This is a genomic window from Desulfosarcina sp. (assembly GCF_046496365.1).
Taxonomy (GTDB): Bacteria; Desulfobacterota; Desulfobacteria; order Desulfobacterales; family Desulfosarcinaceae; genus Desulfosarcina.
Genome location: NZ_JAWOHB010000103.1, coordinates 1 through 18,456 on the forward strand (window position 1 = coordinate 1; position 18,456 = coordinate 18,456).

General features: G+C 58.7%; 18 protein-coding genes. 2 read left to right on the forward strand and 16 right to left on the reverse strand.

Annotated elements, in window-relative coordinates; genetic code table 11:
* The 16 genes from R6V78_RS08230 to R6V78_RS08305 all read right to left on the reverse strand — a co-directional run.
* Positions 1 to 1,518, reverse strand: a 1,518-nt coding sequence (locus tag R6V78_RS08230) for an AAA family ATPase (protein ID WP_410288862.1), incomplete at its 3' end; no start/stop codon positions are given.
* Complete coding sequence (locus R6V78_RS08235) at positions 1,515 to 2,771, reverse strand: exonuclease SbcCD subunit D (protein ID WP_410288863.1); 1,257 nt, start codon at positions 2,769 to 2,771, stop codon at positions 1,515 to 1,517. The genes R6V78_RS08230 and R6V78_RS08235, both read right to left, overlap by 4 nt.
* Before the next feature lie 93 nt (positions 2,772 to 2,864).
* On the reverse strand, positions 2,865 to 4,523 hold the full coding sequence (locus R6V78_RS08240) for a protein adenylyltransferase SelO (RefSeq protein ID WP_410288864.1): 1,659 nt from the start codon (positions 4,521 to 4,523) through the stop codon (positions 2,865 to 2,867).
* A 312-nt stretch (positions 4,524 to 4,835) separates the two neighbouring features.
* Complete coding sequence (locus tag R6V78_RS08245; RefSeq protein WP_410288865.1) at positions 4,836 to 5,408, reverse strand: hypothetical protein; 573 nt, start codon at positions 5,406 to 5,408, stop codon at positions 4,836 to 4,838.
* 366 nt (positions 5,409 to 5,774) lie between these two features.
* A complete protein-coding gene (locus tag R6V78_RS08250) occupies positions 5,775 to 6,077 on the reverse strand; it encodes a hypothetical protein (RefSeq protein WP_410288866.1) in 303 nt (100 codons plus the stop codon).
* 139 nt (positions 6,078 to 6,216) lie between these two features.
* Positions 6,217 to 6,633, reverse strand: a complete 417-nt coding sequence (locus R6V78_RS08255; RefSeq protein ID WP_410288867.1) for a secondary thiamine-phosphate synthase enzyme YjbQ — start codon at positions 6,631 to 6,633, stop codon at positions 6,217 to 6,219.
* A 219-nt stretch (positions 6,634 to 6,852) separates the two neighbouring features.
* Positions 6,853 to 7,056: a cold-shock protein gene (locus R6V78_RS08260; RefSeq protein ID WP_410288868.1), complete on the reverse strand. Its 204-nt coding sequence runs from the start codon at positions 7,054 to 7,056 to the stop codon at positions 6,853 to 6,855.
* Between the two features lie 176 nt (positions 7,057 to 7,232).
* On the reverse strand, positions 7,233 to 8,219 hold the full coding sequence (locus R6V78_RS08265) for a peptidylprolyl isomerase (protein WP_410288869.1): 987 nt from the start codon (positions 8,217 to 8,219) through the stop codon (positions 7,233 to 7,235).
* 92 nt (positions 8,220 to 8,311) lie between these two features.
* Complete coding sequence (locus R6V78_RS08270) at positions 8,312 to 9,265, reverse strand: DUF3108 domain-containing protein (RefSeq protein WP_410288870.1); 954 nt, start codon at positions 9,263 to 9,265, stop codon at positions 8,312 to 8,314.
* Positions 9,266 to 9,333: 68 nt separating this feature from the next.
* Positions 9,334 to 10,305 (reverse strand): iron transporter, encoded by a 972-nt coding sequence (locus R6V78_RS08275; RefSeq protein ID WP_410288871.1) that lies wholly within the window; start codon positions 10,303 to 10,305, stop codon positions 9,334 to 9,336.
* Between the two features lie 195 nt (positions 10,306 to 10,500).
* Positions 10,501 to 10,977 (reverse strand): PilZ domain-containing protein, encoded by a 477-nt coding sequence (locus R6V78_RS08280; protein ID WP_410288872.1) that lies wholly within the window; start codon positions 10,975 to 10,977, stop codon positions 10,501 to 10,503.
* Position 10,978: 1 nt separating this feature from the next.
* Positions 10,979 to 11,467 carry a SoxR reducing system RseC family protein gene (locus R6V78_RS08285; RefSeq protein ID WP_410288873.1) on the reverse strand — a complete coding sequence of 163 codons (489 nt, stop codon included), beginning with the start codon at positions 11,465 to 11,467 and terminating at the stop codon, positions 10,979 to 10,981.
* Between the two features lie 42 nt (positions 11,468 to 11,509).
* A complete protein-coding gene (locus R6V78_RS08290) occupies positions 11,510 to 13,555 on the reverse strand; it encodes an FAD-dependent oxidoreductase (protein WP_410288874.1) in 2,046 nt (681 codons plus the stop codon).
* Between the two features lie 120 nt (positions 13,556 to 13,675).
* The gene (gene nuoF / locus R6V78_RS08295; RefSeq protein ID WP_410288875.1) at positions 13,676 to 15,523 is read right to left on the reverse strand and encodes an NADH-quinone oxidoreductase subunit NuoF; all 1,848 of its coding nucleotides are present in this window, start codon (positions 15,521 to 15,523) and stop codon (positions 13,676 to 13,678) included.
* 19 nt (positions 15,524 to 15,542) lie between these two features.
* Positions 15,543 to 15,896 (reverse strand): hypothetical protein, encoded by a 354-nt coding sequence (locus R6V78_RS08300; RefSeq protein ID WP_410288876.1) that lies wholly within the window; start codon positions 15,894 to 15,896, stop codon positions 15,543 to 15,545.
* A 47-nt stretch (positions 15,897 to 15,943) separates the two neighbouring features.
* On the reverse strand, positions 15,944 to 16,438 hold the full coding sequence (locus tag R6V78_RS08305) for an NAD(P)H-dependent oxidoreductase subunit E (RefSeq protein ID WP_410288877.1): 495 nt from the start codon (positions 16,436 to 16,438) through the stop codon (positions 15,944 to 15,946).
* Positions 16,439 to 16,724: 286 nt separating this feature from the next.
* On the opposite strand from R6V78_RS08305, the gene R6V78_RS08310 reads away from it, so the two are divergent.
* Positions 16,725 to 17,570: a purine-nucleoside phosphorylase gene (locus tag R6V78_RS08310; RefSeq protein WP_410288878.1), complete on the forward strand. Its 846-nt coding sequence runs from the start codon at positions 16,725 to 16,727 to the stop codon at positions 17,568 to 17,570.
* A partial coding sequence (locus R6V78_RS08315) for an amidohydrolase (RefSeq protein ID WP_410288879.1) occupies positions 17,567 to 18,456 on the forward strand: 890 nt, incomplete at its 3' end. The genes R6V78_RS08310 and R6V78_RS08315, both read left to right, overlap by 4 nt.

Genomic DNA, 18,456 nt, shown 5'->3' on the forward strand with positions numbered 1-18,456 from the left:
CCTGCTTTCACGCTGTTTTTCAATCCGGCGACGGGCCGCGTCAATCTGCTCCTCGAACCGGTCGATGCTCGCGGCGGACGGACAGGGCAATACATCGATGTCCGCCAGCGGGCCACCCCACAGGGTTTGCCGTTTCAAGGATCGCACCAGGTCGTTTTCGAGTGCCTCGACAGCGCCGCGCATGTCGGCGAACCGCTTTTCGATGGGGCCAGCTTCCTGGGCCGATGAAACGGCGGTTTCAAGGCGGGATACATCCGCGGGTACCGGCATCGATTGTCGCAGCTCCGTCATCCGGGCAAGACGGTTTTCCAGTTTGCGGCGCCGCATGCGGGTGGTTTCCAAGGTGGCGGTCAGGCGCTCGAAGGTTTTGCCCAGGTTTTGAATTTCACCGACGGTTGACGGAGGCAGTTTCAGGCGCTCCACAGACCCGGCGGAGATCTCCGGTTCCATCTCCGCAAGACGGTCGGATGCCTGCCGTTGGAAGGTGCGCATGCGCCCGACCAGGCCAGGCCGGTCTGTCTGGGCCTTGCGGAAACTGCCCAGCTCGTGCTGCAGCGCCTCGATGGCGGCGGCGTAGCGGATCAGCGCGGCGGGCACCGGCAGGGCCTTGATCTGGGCGTTGATGGTCTCAATGGATTTGCGGGACCGATCGGCGTCACGGGTGGCAATTTTCAGGTCTTTTTCGGCATCACGCCGTTTTTCCCCGAAATCGTCCGGCAAATCCGGCACCCCCTGATACGCGGCGAGTTCGGCATCAATCTCTTTTCTACGGGCGATCAGCGGCAGGGCCTCAGCAATGCGGCCGAGTCTTCCGACGCTTTGCTTGTGTCTCCCGAGCGCCTCGAGGACGCTGGTCATGCGTATTTGCGCATCACGAAGCGTGCGGTCATGCATCTGCCACGTGCTTTCCGGCAGCAACGCCTCCTTTTGACGCTTTCGAACCATCTTGAGCGATGCAATCGTCTGATTGATCCGGGGGGTCGAGCCGCTGGGCTTGAAAAGCGCACCACAGTCCTGCGCCAGACCCTGCTGGACGGTCTGCAGCTGAATCAGGCCGGCGCCAGCCGCAAAAAGGGCCTCACCGATGCGTCCCTGACCGGAGAGGATCTCCTTGCCGCCCTGGACCAGATCATCGTGACCGATGGCGAACATCTGTTCGAACACATCCTGGCGGACACCACCGAGAAACGGCGCCAGGGCGTCGTCATCCAGCACGGCGTCGTCATCCGGGCCACGCAGGGTTTTGGCCAGCCCCTTGCGCCGGATAAATTCGATTTCGCTGCCGTCACGGTTGACCAGTCGGGCGCCGACACGCAAATTGGCGTATCCGTGCAGAAAATTGTCCGCGGTACGGGCCGGTATGCCGAATAGCATGTGGCGGAGCGCTCGCAGGGCCGAACTTTTTCCCGCCTCGTTGGGGCCGAAAACCATGTGAAAGTCCGCAGCGCCACCGGCAAGGTCAAGGTTCAACCCGCTGAAGGGGCCGTATGCGGCAAGCCGCAGGGAGCTTATTTTCATGACGCGGCGGCATCCTTTTTCAGTCTTCGGACAAGCAGGGCGTGGGCCTGATCCACCAGTTCCCGCATCTGCTGCGGGTCGTCCGGACGGAGCCTGGCATCTCCGCTGCGGTAGTCGGCGGGCAGCTTTTGAAAAAGAGCGGCCAGTTCATCGCTCAAGGCCAGCAGATCGCTCCCGCTCGATGTCAGGGTGTCCACAAACAGGGCCAGTTCCTGAAGCGGTCCGGGGTGGGTCGCTGCCCGGCCGTCGGGTCTGGTTCTGATGGTGATCTTCTCGATCCAGGCCCGGTCACCGAAAACGGCGATGGCGGCGGATCGGAACGACTCTTTAAGGTGTTCCGGATCCGCGGCGATTCGCGGGTGAAGCGTGGTCTCACCGACAACATCCACCCGGGCGATTACCGGCAGCGGGTCATGCTGGTCAATCTTGGTCTCCAAGGCCGCTTTGAAGCGATCCAGACCTTGGTCGATCGTCTGCGCACCGCCGATATCAACGGTCAGCCGCTCCCAACGGATCACATCCAGCGGATGATGGGTGACCTCGGGCGCCGACCCCGCTTTTAAGTTGACCCGCACACACCCCCTGGCTCCGGATTCCCTGACATGGCGCCCCTGGATGCAGCCGGAAAACACCACCATGGGTGTTTCGGCAACAATTTCGAACTGGTGGACGTGACCCAGGGCCCAGTAGTCGTAGCCCCGGTTTTCCAAGTCAGCCAAAGTGCATGGGGCGTATGTTTCGTGGCCTTCCCGGCCGGTCAGGCTCGTGTGCAGCAGGCCGATGTTGACATATCCGGGCACCGGCTCCGGGTAGCCGGCAGCCAGGTTGTCGGTCACTGCGCCCGTGCCGAAGCTTTGCCCGTGGATGGCCACCTTCAGCGGGTCAAGGGTGCGGGTCTGGGCGTCGCGGTGAGAAAAAAGATGAACCTTTTCCGGATAGGGCAATAATCGGGTCATGCGACCGGCGGCATCATGGTTGCCGGCTACCATGAAGACCTCGATCCCGGCGGTTGTGAGCCGCCGGACCTGGCTGATGAAATAGAGCCCGGTGTTGTAATCCCTCCAGGTGCCGTCGAACAGGTCGCCGGCGATCAGCACAAAATCCACCGCCTCGCCCAGGGCCAGGTTCACCAGGTTTTCGAAGGCCCGCCGGGATGCCTGGCGAATCCGGTCAACCGGGGCGCCGTCGTATACCTCCAGCCGGTGCAGCGGGCTGTCCAGGTGGATGTCGGCGCTGTGGATAAATTTGATCACGCATTGGTTTTAGTGAAGCATCGGGTCGTTGTCAATGGGATCGCCCATTTAGGAACGGTTACCCAATACCATGTCCGGTTGCCGGATGAGGTCTCATGAACTGCACGACAGCATCGAGCAACCTGGCCGGTGACGCGCCCAGTCCGGCCGTTTGCCGGCAAAGGCCTCCTTTGTCGGCTGCTCGTCATAGGGACGGCGCAGCAGATCAAGCAGTTCGTCGATCAGCGCGAAATCCCCTTTTTCGGCCCTGTCGATGGCCATTTGGGCCATGTAGTTGCGCAGCACGTACTTGGGGTTGACGGCATTCATGCACCGGCGACGGGTTCGATGGGATGAATTGTCCCTGCCCGCCCGCTGCAGATAGCCCCGAAGCCAGCTGCCGATGCGGCTGCGCAATGCGGCTGTCAGCTGATCCGGAACGTAGTAGGCTTCCATCAACGGGGCCATCAGGGTTGCATCACTGGCCTTTGCCAGGGCTGGATCGGTTGCATCCAGCCGCGCCAGACGCCGGAAAAAGAGGGTCATGTCAGTCTCGGCAAGGGGCAGGATGGCCAGCAGGTCGTCAATCAGTGCGCCGTCGGCTGCCGGATCGAATGCCTTCAGTCCCAGCTTTTGGGCCATCATTGCCTGCCACCCCTGCCGGTACCAGGCACTGTAGCCATCCAGCGCTGCCTGAAGCGGTTCGGCCTTGCCGACCAATGGGAAAATTGCATTGGCCAACTGCATGAGATTCCACTGGGCGATGGCGGGTTGATTGCCGAAACGATAGCGCCGGCCAACGGCATCGGTCGTGTTGGGTGTCCAGTCGGGATCATAGTTTTCCAGCCAGCCATAAGGGCCGTAATCGATGGTCAGCCCGAGAATTGACATATTGTCGGTGTTCATCACCCCGTGGACGAACCCCACCCGCATCCAGTGCACGATCATTTCAGCAGTCAGCCGGCACACCTCCGCGTACCACTGGATGGTGACTTCCGGTGAGGGCTCGCCCAGGTGGGGAAAGTCGGTGCGGATGGTGTAGTCCACCAGCTGTTTCAACACCGCCGTATCGCCGCGGGCGGCGAATATCTGGAAGCTACCGAAGCGCGTGAACGATGGCGAGACACGACAGATCACAGCCCCGGGCTCCAGTTTGGGGTGGCCGTCGTAGAACATGTCCCGCTCCACCTGTTCACCGGTCAGGGTCAGACTCAATGCCCGCGTGGTGGGCACTCCCAGATGAAACATGGCCTCGCTGCACAAAAATTCCCGCACCGAAGAACGCAGCACCGCCAGGCCGTCGGCGGTGCGAGAGTAAGGTGTGGGGCCGGCCCCTTTCAGCTGCAGCACCCAGCGCTCTGAATGCGCGTTGAGGACTTCTCCCAGGTTGATGGCACGGCCGTCTCCCAGCTGTCCGGCCCAGTTGCCGAACTGATGACCGCCGTAGCACATGGCATAGGGCTGCATACCCGGCAGCAGACGGTTTCCGGTGAAAGTTTGGGCAAATTCATCCGTCCGACAGGTTTGCACGGAGAGACCCAAGCGTTCGGCCATCTCCCTTGAAAAGGCCACCAGCTGCGGTGCAGCCACGGCAGTAGGTTGAACCAGCGAATAGCAGGCACCCGTTACCTGGCGGCGCCGGTTGCGGGTATCGGGGTCGCCGGGCAGTTTACGGATGAACCGGTTGTCAAAATGCAGGTCCTCCAGGGATCCCTGGGTCCTCGCAGGAAATTGACCGGGTTCCATGAACGTTGTCGATGCAGGTAAATTCATAGGGGCCACACCTTCACAAGTCGGGACAGCGCTCGGAGCCATCCAGTTGACAGAACCCATTGCCAGCCGGATGGACGATCACAGCTGCCCGGTTCACTTATACATTGTTTAATCTAAGCACCAAAGGCGCCGAATGCCATAACACCGGCTTAAAACAGGGGAATTGGTGGTTCGAAGGGATGCACGGAAGATGAAACGCAGTCTCGTTTCTGGATGCTTGGACGACGCGCATGTGCGGCCGGCAAGGCAGTAAAGAAGGTCCTAAATGGTTGTCACGGCCACACCGGCCGGTTCGTCTCCATCAGGCGGCGGCTATTCAGACACCTCTCCGTTCGGTGGCGGTGGGTCTTCCACTTCCTGACTTGATTCAACCTCGCCCGATTCAGGCCCTGCACCATCCCCGGCAGGGATATCGGCATCCGCCGCTTCAGGGGCGGCCTCAGTCGGTTCCGGCTCCTCTTCAGCGGCATCTTCAGGGGCGATAACCGGCCCATCCGCTTCCTGGATGGTTGGGAGCGGAGCTGGAAATGAGATGGCCGAGCCGGACTTTACGGAGTCAACTTTTCCGACAACCATGATGGTGATACGATTGTCAGACTCCCAGATGATCGTATGGTTCAAGCTGCGCAGCAGGCGCTTGAGGCCTCGCTCCAGCGGCAAATCCGTAATGGCGGCACTGACGGGATGGTCCCGCCACCTGCGGTCGAGATTGAACTGGTAGCCGGTCTCCCGGGTAATGCTTTCAAGCACATCACCCAGGGGTTCATTATTTGCCACCAGGCTGATCAGGGGGTCTGAGCTTGCACGCTGCGCCATGGCCGGATGAATCCCCACGCTGCCCAGGCAGCAGAAAAGACAAAGTATCAGGCAAACGACGGTTTTCATGATGCCACACCACGCGTCAGGGGTTTCCGGCCCTGAACCGCTGAAACGAATGAGACGCTTTGGGGCAATGCCTTGTCTCCATTTACCCCATTTTCATTCCCTTCTCAACCGTTGAATACAAAGGGTGCCTTTTTTACCGGTGGGTTGAACCCTCCCCGCGGCAAGCCGCCGGGATGTTCGGCCTGCAGCGGCAGTGCTGCACACCGCCGCAGAAATGATAATCGATTCCCAGTTCGCTCGCTGACCCCGCCGCAACGACTTGGGCGAAAAATCGAACAGCGGCCTGCGGAACCGTTTATCGGGCGCCCCGGTCGCATGGCCATGGTGTGCCTTCCTGGAAATTCTTGATCGGTTTCGCCGGCAGGGCTATAGGGTCTTCAGCTTGCGCAAATAGTCTCGGACGTAATGCGGCAGAATTTCGCTCTTCAGGTAATCGCTGAAATCCGAGTCGGCATGGTCAGGCGAGAGCGACCAGGTGGCGGCCGCCAGCTTGAACACTTCATGTTCGCTGATGCCTTGATTTCTGGCATGGTTCCACAGGCGCTCTTCATCCGTCAGCGGTGTTTTGGCAGCCCAGTATTTGTCCAGCCGACGCATCACCTCAAAATAGAGCAGTGGCGCCACAAATATCAGCAGCATTGGCCAATGAAAGACAGATTCATCGTTCATGGTACCCTCCGGCGTCAATCGGTAAACACAAAGTAATGCCGGAAATAGAAATAACACCTGCTGCCAGGCATCGATGATGCGCAATGGTCGCTGCCCGCTTAACTTGGCAGGCGCAGCGGCTTGAACCGTCGGCGGCGGTTCAGGCCCCGATGATCTTAACCAGCACCCGCTTTTTACGCCGACCGTCGAACTCACCGTAAAAAATACGTTCCCAGGTTCCAAAATCCAGTCGGCCGTCGGTGATGGCCACCACAACCTCCCTGCCCATAATCTGGCGCTTCATATGGGCGTCGGCATTGTCTTCACCCACATTATGCCGGTACTGGGAGACCGGTGCATGGGGGGCGAGCTTTTCAAGCCAGATTTCATAGTCATGATGCAGGCCGGATTCATCATCGTTGATAAAAACAGAGGCGGTTATGTGCATCGCGTTTACGAGCACGATACCATCTTTGATCCCGCTTGCGTCGATGCATTCCTGCACGTCTGACGTAATATTGACAAAGGCCCTTCGGGTGGGGACCTCGAACCAGAGTTCTTTGCGGAAACTTTTCATGGACGGCTCCTTTTTTTTCGACATCTTATGCGTACGGAACGGATTGACATGTCCAACTGATATGCAGCAGAATACCGCGGGCAGGACGCTTATCGTCATGGCACCCTAAAGATGATTTCGAAGATTGACAGGGCGCTGAACGTGTCGCAGTAGAAAAAGCAACCGGGACACCCCCCCACTGCTGGCTGGATGCCCCGGTTGAAAACGAATGTGTTGGAATCAGGTTGCTCTTTTTACATTCTTGGCTTCAGGTCCGCGGTCACTTTCCTCCACATCAAAGATAACCGTGTCCCCTTCGGACAGGGTCTTGAATCCCGTCATGTCAATGGCGGAAAAGTGGACAAAGACATCCCGGCCTTCGTTTTCGTTGATGAAGCCATACCCCTTTTTGTCATTAAACCATTTTACTGTCCCGTTCGCCAAAACGCTGACCTCCTCTTCTCGATAGTTCCCCTCCAAAATGTCCCTTTGCCTTTGCAGACGATACTCCGGCACATGGAAGATTGCCGCTCAGAAGATTTCAAATCAGGGGGCGCTGTGGCCAAACTATCATCCGAGAAAATCATTAGCCAATGACATACGCGTTGTCAAGCGAAAAGCTACAACGGAAATCGTTTAATATCCGCACGTTCCTTCAGTTTTTCGAGGTAGGCGTCGATCTTGTTGCCCTCCTGCTCCTGACGAAGGCGGGCTAAGATGGCTTCCTTTACATCATTGAAGGCCATGGTCTGTTCCGCCTGACGCTCGCTCACCCGGATCAGGTGATAGCCGAAACGGGTCTGCACCACATCACTGGTCTGGCCCGGCTGAAGGGCAAAGGCAGCTTCGGAAAAGGGCGCTACCATCTGCTGCCGGTCAAAATAGCCAAGATCCCCTCCCTTGGTCTTGCTGGGACAATCGGAGTTTTCCATGGCCAATGTGGCAAAGTTCTCACCATTGTCGACACGCACCTTCAGCGCCTGAATAGCAGTCAGGGCTTCAGCCTGCTTGGCCTCACCTGCATTTTCCGCCACCTTGACGAGAATATGAGAGGCCCTGACCTGTTCCGGCTTGCGAAACAAGTTCGGGTTTTCGTCATAATAGGCGCGAACCTGATGATCGGACACGGAAACCTTCTGAATCACCTCTTTATCAATCAGGGTTTTAATGGTCAGACCATTTTTGATCTGGCCGTTGAGCATCGCTTCGGTAAATCCCATATCCGCCAGGGCGCGTTGATAGTCCTTTTCATCCTTAAAGGCCGCTTTGAACTCATCCAACGCTTTTTCCACGAGGCTGTCCTTGACATCGATCCCCATGGTTTGAGCCTGCTGCAGCAGCAGGGTCCGGTTGATAAGGGTTTCACGGATATCCCCCTCGTAGCGCTTCAACTGGTCGGCATCCACCGGACGCCCCTGTCGGGCCAGCTTCAGGGATACCAGTTTCATCTCACGGTCCAGATCCTGGCGCAGCAACACGGTGGCATTGACCTGGCCAATCTGGCCCGCAGGCGTTTCCACAGCGAGTGTGACCGCCGGAACAATAAAGAAGATCGCCATCATGGCGGCAGCGATGGCAGAGATGGTTTGGGGTCGAGTTACAGTCATTGATTGCTCCTTGATGTCTAGTGGGGTATCAAAACCCCACGAGTTGGCCGGTAAATACCCTGATGCCGGTCAGCATGGGTTTACGACAATTGTCATTCACCTTGTTTTCCATTGGGGGGCAGCGGTCCGGAGTCGATGATGCGGACCAGTTCTCCGGAAAAACTGCCCACGATCACCTTGCTTTTCAACCTCACCGGCAGGCGCCGATGATCCGCAGAGACCCAGAGCTGTATTTTGGCATCCGGGCTTTTCTCGAAGACACCGCCTACCTGCGATAGATCCGGCTCGATGAGAAAGGTATCGAACGTGCCGGCCGGCACCATTATCGTCTCGCGCCTGACCACGTCCGCCACCCCCGATACGAGCTTCTTTCCGTCAGTCACCGGTCTTTGTATGCGCCTGCCGGCAACCAGATCAACCGAACGGGACCAGTAAAAAATGGACAGGGGATCGAAGGTGCCGTCGGTAATCGGAATCGGTTTTTGGATCTTGCCCTGGTTGTTGTATTGGGCTGTCATCTCATCCCAATCGAAGGCGATGGTAACATCCCGCCGTGAGTTGCCTTCATGTTGTTTTTTGCGGTACTTTAAAGAGTGGCGCATGCCGGTGTCAGCCCAGGCATCGATACGGTCCCGCACCATGTAAAAAGCGTCCACAAAGGCATTCGACCGGGCTGTCAACACGAAGTGGTTGGCATCCCCTCCGGCCATGTGTTCCTGCGGCAGTACCTCCAGAACCGCTTCGCCGGCCGGAATGATGGTCCATTTGAGAATAAAGGTCAAGCGTTCACCGGGTCTGAACGCCTGGGTGGCAGCAGGCGTTTCGTCCGCCCTGGCCACTCCGGCGATTGACAGCCAGACAACGACTCCGGCTGCAAAAGCCCACACGGAGCAAGGGCATCGCCCGGCAGGTGTGATCCGATTCCGGCCCCTTTTCCGCCGGCGCCTGAGAATTTTCATCTGTGCAGCGTCTTCCAGGTATTGACTGGCTGGAGGAAAAAAATGTGCCGCCCGCTGTGTCGGCAGTTCCCGGTCCAATGCCTCCATCCACCGATCAGGCGGACCATAGATGACTTATCACCCACGGGCGGTTCCGGACAGGGTCAACGGGGATTTCAGCTGCCATCAACGGAGGCGGGACTGACTGCGATTGGGTGGCGGCGCCTTCTTGTCCGTAACCACAGGCGATATGCGTGGGTGAAGGCCACCGCGGTGATCAGTCTGGGCATCCACAGCCAGAGGGGATGGATCCCCAGGGGCAAAAACAGGGCCGGATCTTCCACCATGGCGTGATTGATGCCGATGGAGATGTGCAGTGTTTTGAGCTGCTCAGGGGGAAGTCGCCGTTCACGGGTCTCTTCCACAATTACCGCACCGCCGTATGTAATTCCGAACACGGCAGCGGTTATCCACAACATGCCCACCTGCCTGTCAAGACCCAATATTCCAAGAAACGGCCCAATGCGCTGAACCACTTTGTCAATGACCTGGTACTGCTTCAGGATTTCCATGAAAATCATCAGGGCCGTGATGATAAGCAGAATCTTGAAGATCAACCCTGCCATGGCGACAGCCCACCCCTCGACGGCCGGCCAAAACAGGATCCGGGCCGATGCCGATGGACCACCTGCTGTGTTCTGGCTGGTTTCCGGGCCCAAAACCCAACCGAGTACGAAAACAGTCAGCACGGCAGCCGCCAGACGAACGGCGGTGGCCATCCAGGCGGGACAGCCGGAGTGGCCCTGCACGATACCTTCCTGAATCAGGCTGTGGGCAATAAGCAGAAACACGGCCATCAGGGTCATCTGATCGACAGTAAACGGCAGCACGGACATGGCGGCAATGGCACCGTAAATGCCAGTCAACAGACCGGCCAGCAGGGGCAAGGCAGCCATGGCCGGCAGATGGATCGCTCCCATCAAGGGCTCCAGCAGTCCATCCATCCGGACGAGCCAACCGGAATAATCCAGCAAAAAGGTGACCAGGGATACGGGCAGAATGATCTTCAGCATCCAGAGAAAACCCCGCCAGCCTTTGACGACGCCGCGTTGGAAGCTGATTTTGACCGCCGGTGTGTGGGGTTGCACTTTTGGGTTCCTGTTATCCACTTGATCGTGGGGCTCAATGTAAAAAAGGGTTTATTACCACACGTCGACGAGCAGTGCACGCATTAAAATGCAGCGTGGTGGCTGCCGCCGGTAAACAGCCCATGCCCTTGCGGCGGGTGAGTGTCGAGGGCTGCATCCGTCGGGAATTGGCCGGGGTATCCGCAGTGAAACCGGTCAACGCATCAGGTAAAATCCCAGGGCGGGGTCGTCCGGCTCGTTGGGGTGAAATGAGGCCCCCACATAAGGGCCACTCACATTGCGGACAATGACCCGCTTTTCCATTGGGGTCCGCTTGCGATCGTCCAGGCGAAATTCGATCAGAAGCTTGGTGCCGACGGGAAAATTGCGTGGGACGGTCATTTTCAATTTCAGGCCGGTGGTGGAGATATCGACAACTTTTACCAGGCCGGTGTCCTCGGGTCCTTTCTCACCCAGAAGGGTGAATTTCCCCGCAATATCGGCCCCTTTCCGGTATTGTTTGCGTTTTTCCAGTTGACAACGGAAATGCTGGCCACAGGCACAGGTGCAGTTGACGGTAATTTTCTTGTTGATCGCGGTATATTGGCTCACATCGGTTGTTTTGGCCTGGCCACAGTGGGGGCAACGGAAGGTGGCGGTGTTGTTGCTGGAAATGAATACGATCTGATCCATATTAGGACTCTGTTTCGGGCAGCACCAGGGCGTCCGCGGACGGTGAATGGTGCCCCCTGATCTTGGTGATTTCAGGTTGATAGCTGGCGTTTTTGCTGAGGCGCCGGCCAGTGATACGAATAACCATGAAGGCCAGCCCGAAAAACAGAAAGCCGAGCAGGGCTGAAAGGCCCGACGGGTCGGTGCCTTGAATGACGGCAACGGCCTGCCCGAGCGCCGCGCCGGCAATCATGGCCAGAATCGGAAATACATAGAGAAGAAAGGTGGCTTTCAACAGTGAAGCGGTTTTTATATTCAAAACGATCCGATCCCCTACCCGGGCATCGGCCGTGTTGATGGCTTCGACCTCCATCTCCTTGCCGCCACCATCGGCATGACAGGCATGCCGGGACGAACAGGATTCGCAGGCGCTGGAACGGATGGTCTTTACCCATGCCGTGCCCGCCCCGGGCGCTCCCATTTTGTATACAACTCCCTCTTCAGTAGCCATAAGCGCTGCTCAATATTTCCCACCGTCGGCCCTTGCAGGCGGTCAGGCGTTGACGGCATCCCTGATCTGTTCCGCGGGTCGCTGATTATGCGCATTTTTATAGCAGATGAGGCCGCAATTGAGGCACCGGGCTGCTTCCGCCTGTGCCGTTGCCGTGTCGAAACCTTTTTCCAGCTCCTTGAGCTGAGCCAGGTCCCGGCTGTCGGCCAGAGGCATGATCCGCCGGTGGCTGGTCGCCACCGCTTCGACGCTGTCCACATTCTGGATGACTGCATCCGGTTTGATGACGTCATCCCTCAAATCGAGGGGGATGTCATAGATCAGCAGCTGAATGGCGGCTGCGGCGCGGCGTCCGGCTCCGATGGCCTTGATGGCACCGCTGAAATCGGTAAGCGCGTCGCCTCTGGCGAACAGGCCCACCTCTTCGAACTGGTCCGGATTTTTGTAAGGCGGTACGGCTGCCCAGGCATTCGGACGCGTTTCCACGCCTCCGGCAGGTCGGGTGAAGATCAATTCGGGAAATCGGCCCGCTGAAAATACCAGTGTTTGCGCCGGCAGCAGGCAGGCTTCTCCGGTCGCCGGATTCAGTGCCTCAACAGCGCTGAGCGCGTCGCCTTCGCCCAGCAGGCGAATAACGGCGCCCGATATTACCCGGGCACCGGCATCGACCAACGCTGCAACGGCGGTCTCGTCGGGGAGGTCCCGGAAAATAAAGGTCACCGTCCCGGCACCCAAGGATCGGGCTTTGGCCAGCGCCTCTCCGGCCAGTCCTTTACCACCCACGATCACCGTATCCGCTCCACAGGATACCTTTTCATGGCCGTCCTTGCCGGAACGCAGCAGGTCCAACAGCAGACAGCCGCCGGGCAGCGGGGTTTCCACCACCTTCTCGGCGCCCCGCGCCATTCGACTGTCCCAGCCGCCGGTAGCGAGAAAGACCGCCTCGTAACCATCGTCCAGAAGTCCGGCCACACTCACGTCGCGGCCCAGCATCTGACCGGTTCGGACCTCTACGCCCATCTCCAGGATACCGTCGATATCCCATTTAAGAATTTCCTCCGGCAGCCGGAACCGGGCGATGGCTGTGTTGAGCAGGCCGCCCAGTCGATCCGTACCTTCAAAAACGGTAGCCGCATGGCCAAGCCGGGCCGCGAAAAATGCGGCGGAAAGACCCTGGACGCCGCCGCCGATCACAGCGATGCGCCGGCCGCTGTCCGGTGCTTTGAAGGGCTGGATGCGTTCGTTCTGGGCACGCTCATAATCGGCGGCAAAGCGCTTCAAGAAATTGATCGCCACCGGCTCGTCCACGAATTGGCGCCGGCAGTCGTTTTCACAGGGCCGGGGGCATATTCTGCCGATCACTGTTGGAAATGGATTGCGCTCTTTGATGGTCTGAACCGAGCCGTGGTAGTCCCCGTCGGCGATCTGCTGAATGTAACGGCTGATATTGATTCCCGCCGGGCAGGCCCGTTGACAGGGAGTCGTACAGTCTTCGGTGGTGTACTCCTTGAGGATCCTGCGCGTAACCGACGACAAGGTGATGATGTGTTTGGGACAGATCCGTTCGCAGGTGCCGCAGCCCGTGCATTTGATCTCATCTACAACAGGAAGCCCTTTGGGCCCCATAACGATCGCGTCGAAGGGACAGGCGGCCGCGCAGGTGCCCAGACCGAGGCAGCCGATGTTACACACCTTCATACCGCCGGAAAGCAGGGCGGCCGCCCGACAATCATTCAACCCGTCGTATGTGTATTTGACGTCCGCATCGGCCACACCATAGGTACAACCGGGCAGGGCGATATCCGGTTCTTTGGCCTCCACGCTGACGCCGAGGATGGCGGCTATGGCCAGGGCCACCTCGTCGCCGGCTGCCACGCAGGAGTTGGGCGATGCCTTTCCCGCCACGATTGCTTCGGCATTGGCGCTGCAGCCGGGCATACCGCAACCGCCGCAGTTGGCACCGGGCAGAACCTCCTCGACGGATACGATTTTAGGATCCACGTAGACGTAAAAGATCTTGGAGGCAAGCGCCAGGCCGATGCCCACCACGAGTCCCAGTCCGCCCATCAGTATTATGGCTATCGTCATCTCAATGCTCCTGTTTTCCGCTTAACAGCCATGCCTGCCGGTGCTGGCTGCACAGCCGGTAATTGTCGCCTGTCCCGCCACCACCTTGCGACCGGCCGGCATCGCCAAGGCCAAGCGGAATCATAAAATGGCGTCAAACCTGCATTTATCGTAGCAGGTCAGACACTTGATGCACTTATCCTTGTCGATGCGGGCCACTTCCTTTTTCTTCCATTCGATCGCATCGGCCGGACAGGCCTTGAAGCACATACCGCAGCGGGTGCAGGCGTCCGGATCCACTTCAAACCGGAGAAGGGCCACACAACGCTTGGCCGGGCAACGCTTTTCAAGGATATGGGCGTCAAACTCATCCCGGAAGTAGCGCAGGGCTGAAAGCACCGGGTTGGGCCCCGTCTGCCCCAGGCCGCAAAGGGCGGTCTCGCGAATGGTTTTTGACAGCTCGATCAGGATGTCAATATCGGCTGGTTCGCCGCGGCCATCACAGATTTTTTCCAGAATCTGGAGTTGGCGGCGCGTGCCTTCCCGGCAGGGGGTGCATTTGCCGCAGGATTCATCCTGAATGAACTCCATGAAAAATCGGGCCATGTCCACCATGCATGTCTTTTCGTCCATGACGATGACCCCGCCCGAACCCATGATGGCCCCCACCTTGGCAATGGCCTCATAGTCCACCGGCGTGTCCAGGTAGGCCTCGGGAATACTGCCGCCCGACGGGCCACCCAGTTGTACCGCCTTGAATTTGCGCTTGTTGGGGATGCCGCCGCCGATATCAAAGATGATGGTCCGCAACGAGGTGCCCATGGGCACTTCCACCAGGCCGATGTTGTTCACATCGCCGGACAGGGCGAACACCTTGGTCCCCTTGCTGGTCTCGGTGCCCACGCTGGCGTACCAGCTGCCGCCGTTGACCATGATCTGGGGAACGTTGGCCAGGGTCTCGACATTGTTGAGAATGGTGGGCTTCTCCCACAAGCCCTTGTGGGCCGGGAACGGCGGGCGCGTGCGCGGCATGCCCCGCTTGCCCTCGATGGAGCGCATCAGGGCCGTCTCTTCACCGCAGACGAAGGCGCCGGCACCCTGGTAGATCTCGATGTCAAAGGAGAACGCCGAACCCAGGATGTTTTCGCCCAGCAGCCCGTAATCCTTGGCCTGATCGATGGCGATGCTCAGACGCTTGATGGCCAGGGGGTATTCCGTGCGCGCGTAGATGTAGCCCTGGCGGGCGTCGATGGCCTTGGCGGCGATAATCATGCCTTCCAGCACCGCATGGGGGTCCGCCTCAAGAATGCTGCGATCCATGAAAGCGCCTGGGTCGCCCTCGTCGGCGTTGCAGAGCACGTATTTGACCGTGCCGGAGCTCTTGCTGGCAAAATCCCACTTCACTCCCGTAGGAAAGCCGGCTCCTCCACGTCCGCGCATGCCGGAAATCTTCATCTCCTGGATAATCTGCTCAGCGGTCATGTCGAACAATGCTTTGGCCGCACCGGCATAACCGTTCCGTCCGATGTAGTCATTGATGGACTCGGGGTTGATCAAACCTTTGTTGCGCAGGGCCCGGGGCATCTGGTGGGCGAAAAAGGGAATCTCTGTCTGGGCGGCGATTTTGGCTTTTGAGACCGGGTCCTTGTATAGCAGCCGTTCAACCGGCTTGCCGTTGATCAGGTGGGATTCCACCAGCTCGGGCATGTCCTCCACGGTGAGCTTCTGGTAGAAGATATCGCCGGGATGAACCACCAGAATGGGCCCCATGGCGCAAAATCCGTTGCAGCCGGTCTCGATCACCTGGACCGTTTCACCCAATCCCTTTTCCTTGATTACCGCCAGCAGGGCATCCTTGACCCGGATGGAGCCGGTGGCATGGCAACCGGTGCCGCCGCAGATGAGCAGGTAAGTTTTGTCCTTGAAGGCCAGTCGCTCTTTTTGCGCATGTCTGATGCTTACCAGGTCCTGTGTATTCAGTTTCGCCATATCCCGTCTCCAGCAGTTATTACCAGGAACCGTCCAATCCCCTGATGCCGTTCATATACAGTCGGCCACAGGCCACAAACAACGAGTAATCGGTCACCATGAGGGGAATATCGAAAGACTTGGCCATCGCTACGAATTCCTTGGGTGGATTTTTGCCCCTGACGACGACGATGGCACCAACACCGACAATCTTTGCCGTCCGGATGACATGGTCAGTGGTGACACCCGTCAGCAGGGCGCAGCCTTTGGCAGCGGCAGCCAGGACATCGTCCATCAGATCCGCAGCCCCGCCGGCGACGATAACCGTGTCCATCTGGTCTTCCCCATAAAGCATGCTGCCTTTGAGGATATCTTTGATCTCGGAAATTTTCATGGCCACTCTAATAAGAGAAAAAGAGTTGAAGGTTCTTTTCGAAACGATTAGGTGTACTTTTCGAGCAAGTTGAGAACTTTATCGGAACTTACGGCGCCATGGGTGTCCTGATCGACAACCATCACCGGCGCCAGTCCGCAGGCCCCCAGACAGCGAACCGCTTCAAGGGAGAACCGTCGATCGTCGGTGGTGCCGCCCTCTTTTAGATGATATTCATTTTCAATTCGACTCAAGGCCTCTTTGATTCCCTTGACGTAGCAAGCCGTTCCCAGGCACATTTTGATGGTGTGCCGACCTTTGGGTTCCATGGAAAACAGGGAGTAGAAGGAAGCCACACCGAAAACACTGCTCGAGGGCAGGTTGAGGCCCCGGCTGATGTGATCCAACAACACCACGGGCAGGTATCCGGCGATCGTCTGGCACTCCCGAAGGACCGCGATGACCGCTCCGGAAATGGTCCTGTGTGCATCGATGACCGCATCGATCTGCGACCACATGTCTTCGTTGATGTCCGCATGGTGCGGATGGTGTTTCTGGGCCATGTCGGCAACACTCCTTTGGGCTCAGGAAGAAATCCCTTCAAAACCGATTTCATTCCTCGAATCGGCCACGGCCACGCCCATTGACATGGACCGCGGGTGACCGCGAGGCAACATTTCATAATTATGTAAAAATGTCAACGCTATCATAGCCGCAGGCCCGCGTCGGACAGCGCTTGACGGGGCCGGGAAAGCTGGTTTATAAACCAACCTCCCTGATGATGATTTTTTTTAATACATTGACCGGCATTGTCAAACCAACCCAGCAAACGGACAACCGAGGCAACCCGTGAACCGACTGAAAGCGAACGTCTGTGAAGCCGCAGCGTTTCTCGCATCGAAACTGGACCGCCCCCCTGAAACCGGGGTGATCACCGGCACCGGACTCGGCGACGCCGTCGGCCCCCTTGATGGCGAGTGGGCCCTTGACTACGCTGAGATTCCCCACTTTCCCGCCTCCACCGTGGTTGGCCATTCGGGGCGTCTGATGGCCGGCACGCTGGCAGGGCACCCGCTGATAGTCATGCAGGGACGTTTTCACCTCTACGAAGGCTACACGCCCGAAGAGGTCACCTTTCCCGTTCGGGTGATGCAGCGGCTGGGCGTGAGGCACCTGATGCTATCCAACGCGGCCGGAGGCATGAATGCCGACTTTCGCCAGGGGGATCTGATGGTCATCCGCGACCACATCAATCTAACCGGTGAAAACCCGCTGGTGGGAGCCAACCCCGACGACTGGGGACCGCGCTTCCCCGACATGTCGGCAGCTTATGACCGGTCCCTGGTCCAGCTCTCCCGCCGGGCTGCCGACAGCCTGGGCATCCCTTTAAAGAGCGGCGTCTACGCCGGATTGAAGGGACCCTCTTTGGAAACACCGGCGGAAATCCGCTATCTGAAAACCATCGGTGCGGATGCAGTCGGTTTCTCGACGGTCATGGAGAGCATCGCCGCCGTACACGCCGGCATGCGTGTGCTGGGACTGTCCACCATTACCAACATCAACGACCCGGACCGGCCGGTGCCTGCATCGCTGGAGGCGATCGTGGCGGCAGCCACCCAGGCCGCCCCCATGCTCAAACGCCTGATCGAGGCGGTGGTGGCCCAGATCAGCATGGACGAGGGAACCTTTCCATGACCACCGCCGTAGACCTGTTGATCACCAATGGCATCGTCGTGACCATGAATCCACGTGCCCAAATCCTCGAAAATGGTGCGGTGGCGGTGTGCGGGGATACGATCCAGGCAGTCGGTCCTGCCGCCGAGGTGGCATCGGCCCCTTGCAAGGAGACCATCGATGCCAAGGGCGGCATCATCATGCCCGGCCTGATCAATACCCACACCCACGCAGCCATGACCCTGTTCAGGGGTCTGGCGGACGACCTGCCCTTGATGACCTGGCTAAACGACCACATCTTTCCGGCGGAAGCCCTGCTGAATCCGGACAAGGTCCACGCAGGCACTATGCTCGGCTGTGCGGAAATGCTTCTTTCCGGGATCACCTGCTTTTGCGACATGTACCTGTTCGAGGATGCCGTGGCCCACGCCGCAAAAGCTGCCGGGATGCGGGCGGTGGTGGGGGAAGTGCTCTACGATTTTCCCTCGCCCAATTATGGCCCCATCGATCAAGGCTTCGACTACACCCGCCGACTCATCGACACCTGGCGCAATGATCCACTGGTAACCATCGCTGTGGAGCCGCACTCCCCTTACCTGTGCGCACCGAACCTGTTGACAGACGCCGCCGAACTCGCCCGGAATCACCATCTGCCCATGGTGATTCACGTTTCCGAAACCCGCAGCGAGGTTGACGACATCCAGGGAAAATACGGCGCTACACCGGTTGGGCATCTTGCCGATCTTGGCGTGCTGGGCCCCAACCTGCTGGCTTGCCATTGCGTGGTCTTAAGCGACGCGGACATGGATCTGCTCATGCAGTACGGTGTCAACGTGTCCCATTGCCCGGAAAGTAACATGAAGCTGGCCTCCGGAGTCGCTCCGGTGGCCGACCTGGTGCAACGCGG

What these genes read in the sequence shown, in the direction of transcription:
- R6V78_RS08255 (WP_410288867.1), bottom strand. Translation starts at nt 6,633, where the DNA reads ATGAAAAGTTTCCGCAAAGAACTCTGGTTCGAGGTCCCCACCCGAAGG.
- nuoF (WP_410288875.1), bottom strand. Translation starts at nt 15,523, where the DNA reads ATGGCGAAACTGAATACACAGGACCTGGTAAGCATCAGACATGCGCAA.
- R6V78_RS08245 (WP_410288865.1), bottom strand. Translation starts at nt 5,408, where the DNA reads ATGAAAACCGTCGTTTGCCTGATACTTTGTCTTTTCTGCTGCCTGGGC.
- R6V78_RS08305 (WP_410288877.1), bottom strand. Translation starts at nt 16,438, where the DNA reads ATGGCCCAGAAACACCATCCGCACCATGCGGACATCAACGAAGACATG.
- R6V78_RS08265 (WP_410288869.1), bottom strand. Translation starts at nt 8,219, where the DNA reads ATGACTGTAACTCGACCCCAAACCATCTCTGCCATCGCTGCCGCCATG.
- R6V78_RS08270 (WP_410288870.1), bottom strand. Translation starts at nt 9,265, where the DNA reads ATGGAGGCATTGGACCGGGAACTGCCGACACAGCGGGCGGCACATTTT.
- R6V78_RS08240 (WP_410288864.1), bottom strand. Translation starts at nt 4,523, where the DNA reads ATGAATTTACCTGCATCGACAACGTTCATGGAACCCGGTCAATTTCCT.
- R6V78_RS08285 (WP_410288873.1), bottom strand. Translation starts at nt 11,467, where the DNA reads ATGGCTACTGAAGAGGGAGTTGTATACAAAATGGGAGCGCCCGGGGCG.
- R6V78_RS08280 (WP_410288872.1), bottom strand. Translation starts at nt 10,977, where the DNA reads ATGGATCAGATCGTATTCATTTCCAGCAACAACACCGCCACCTTCCGT.
- R6V78_RS08250 (WP_410288866.1), bottom strand. Translation starts at nt 6,077, where the DNA reads ATGAACGATGAATCTGTCTTTCATTGGCCAATGCTGCTGATATTTGTG.
- R6V78_RS08290 (WP_410288874.1), bottom strand. Translation starts at nt 13,555, where the DNA reads ATGACGATAGCCATAATACTGATGGGCGGACTGGGACTCGTGGTGGGC.
- R6V78_RS08300 (WP_410288876.1), bottom strand. Translation starts at nt 15,896, where the DNA reads ATGAAAATTTCCGAGATCAAAGATATCCTCAAAGGCAGCATGCTTTAT.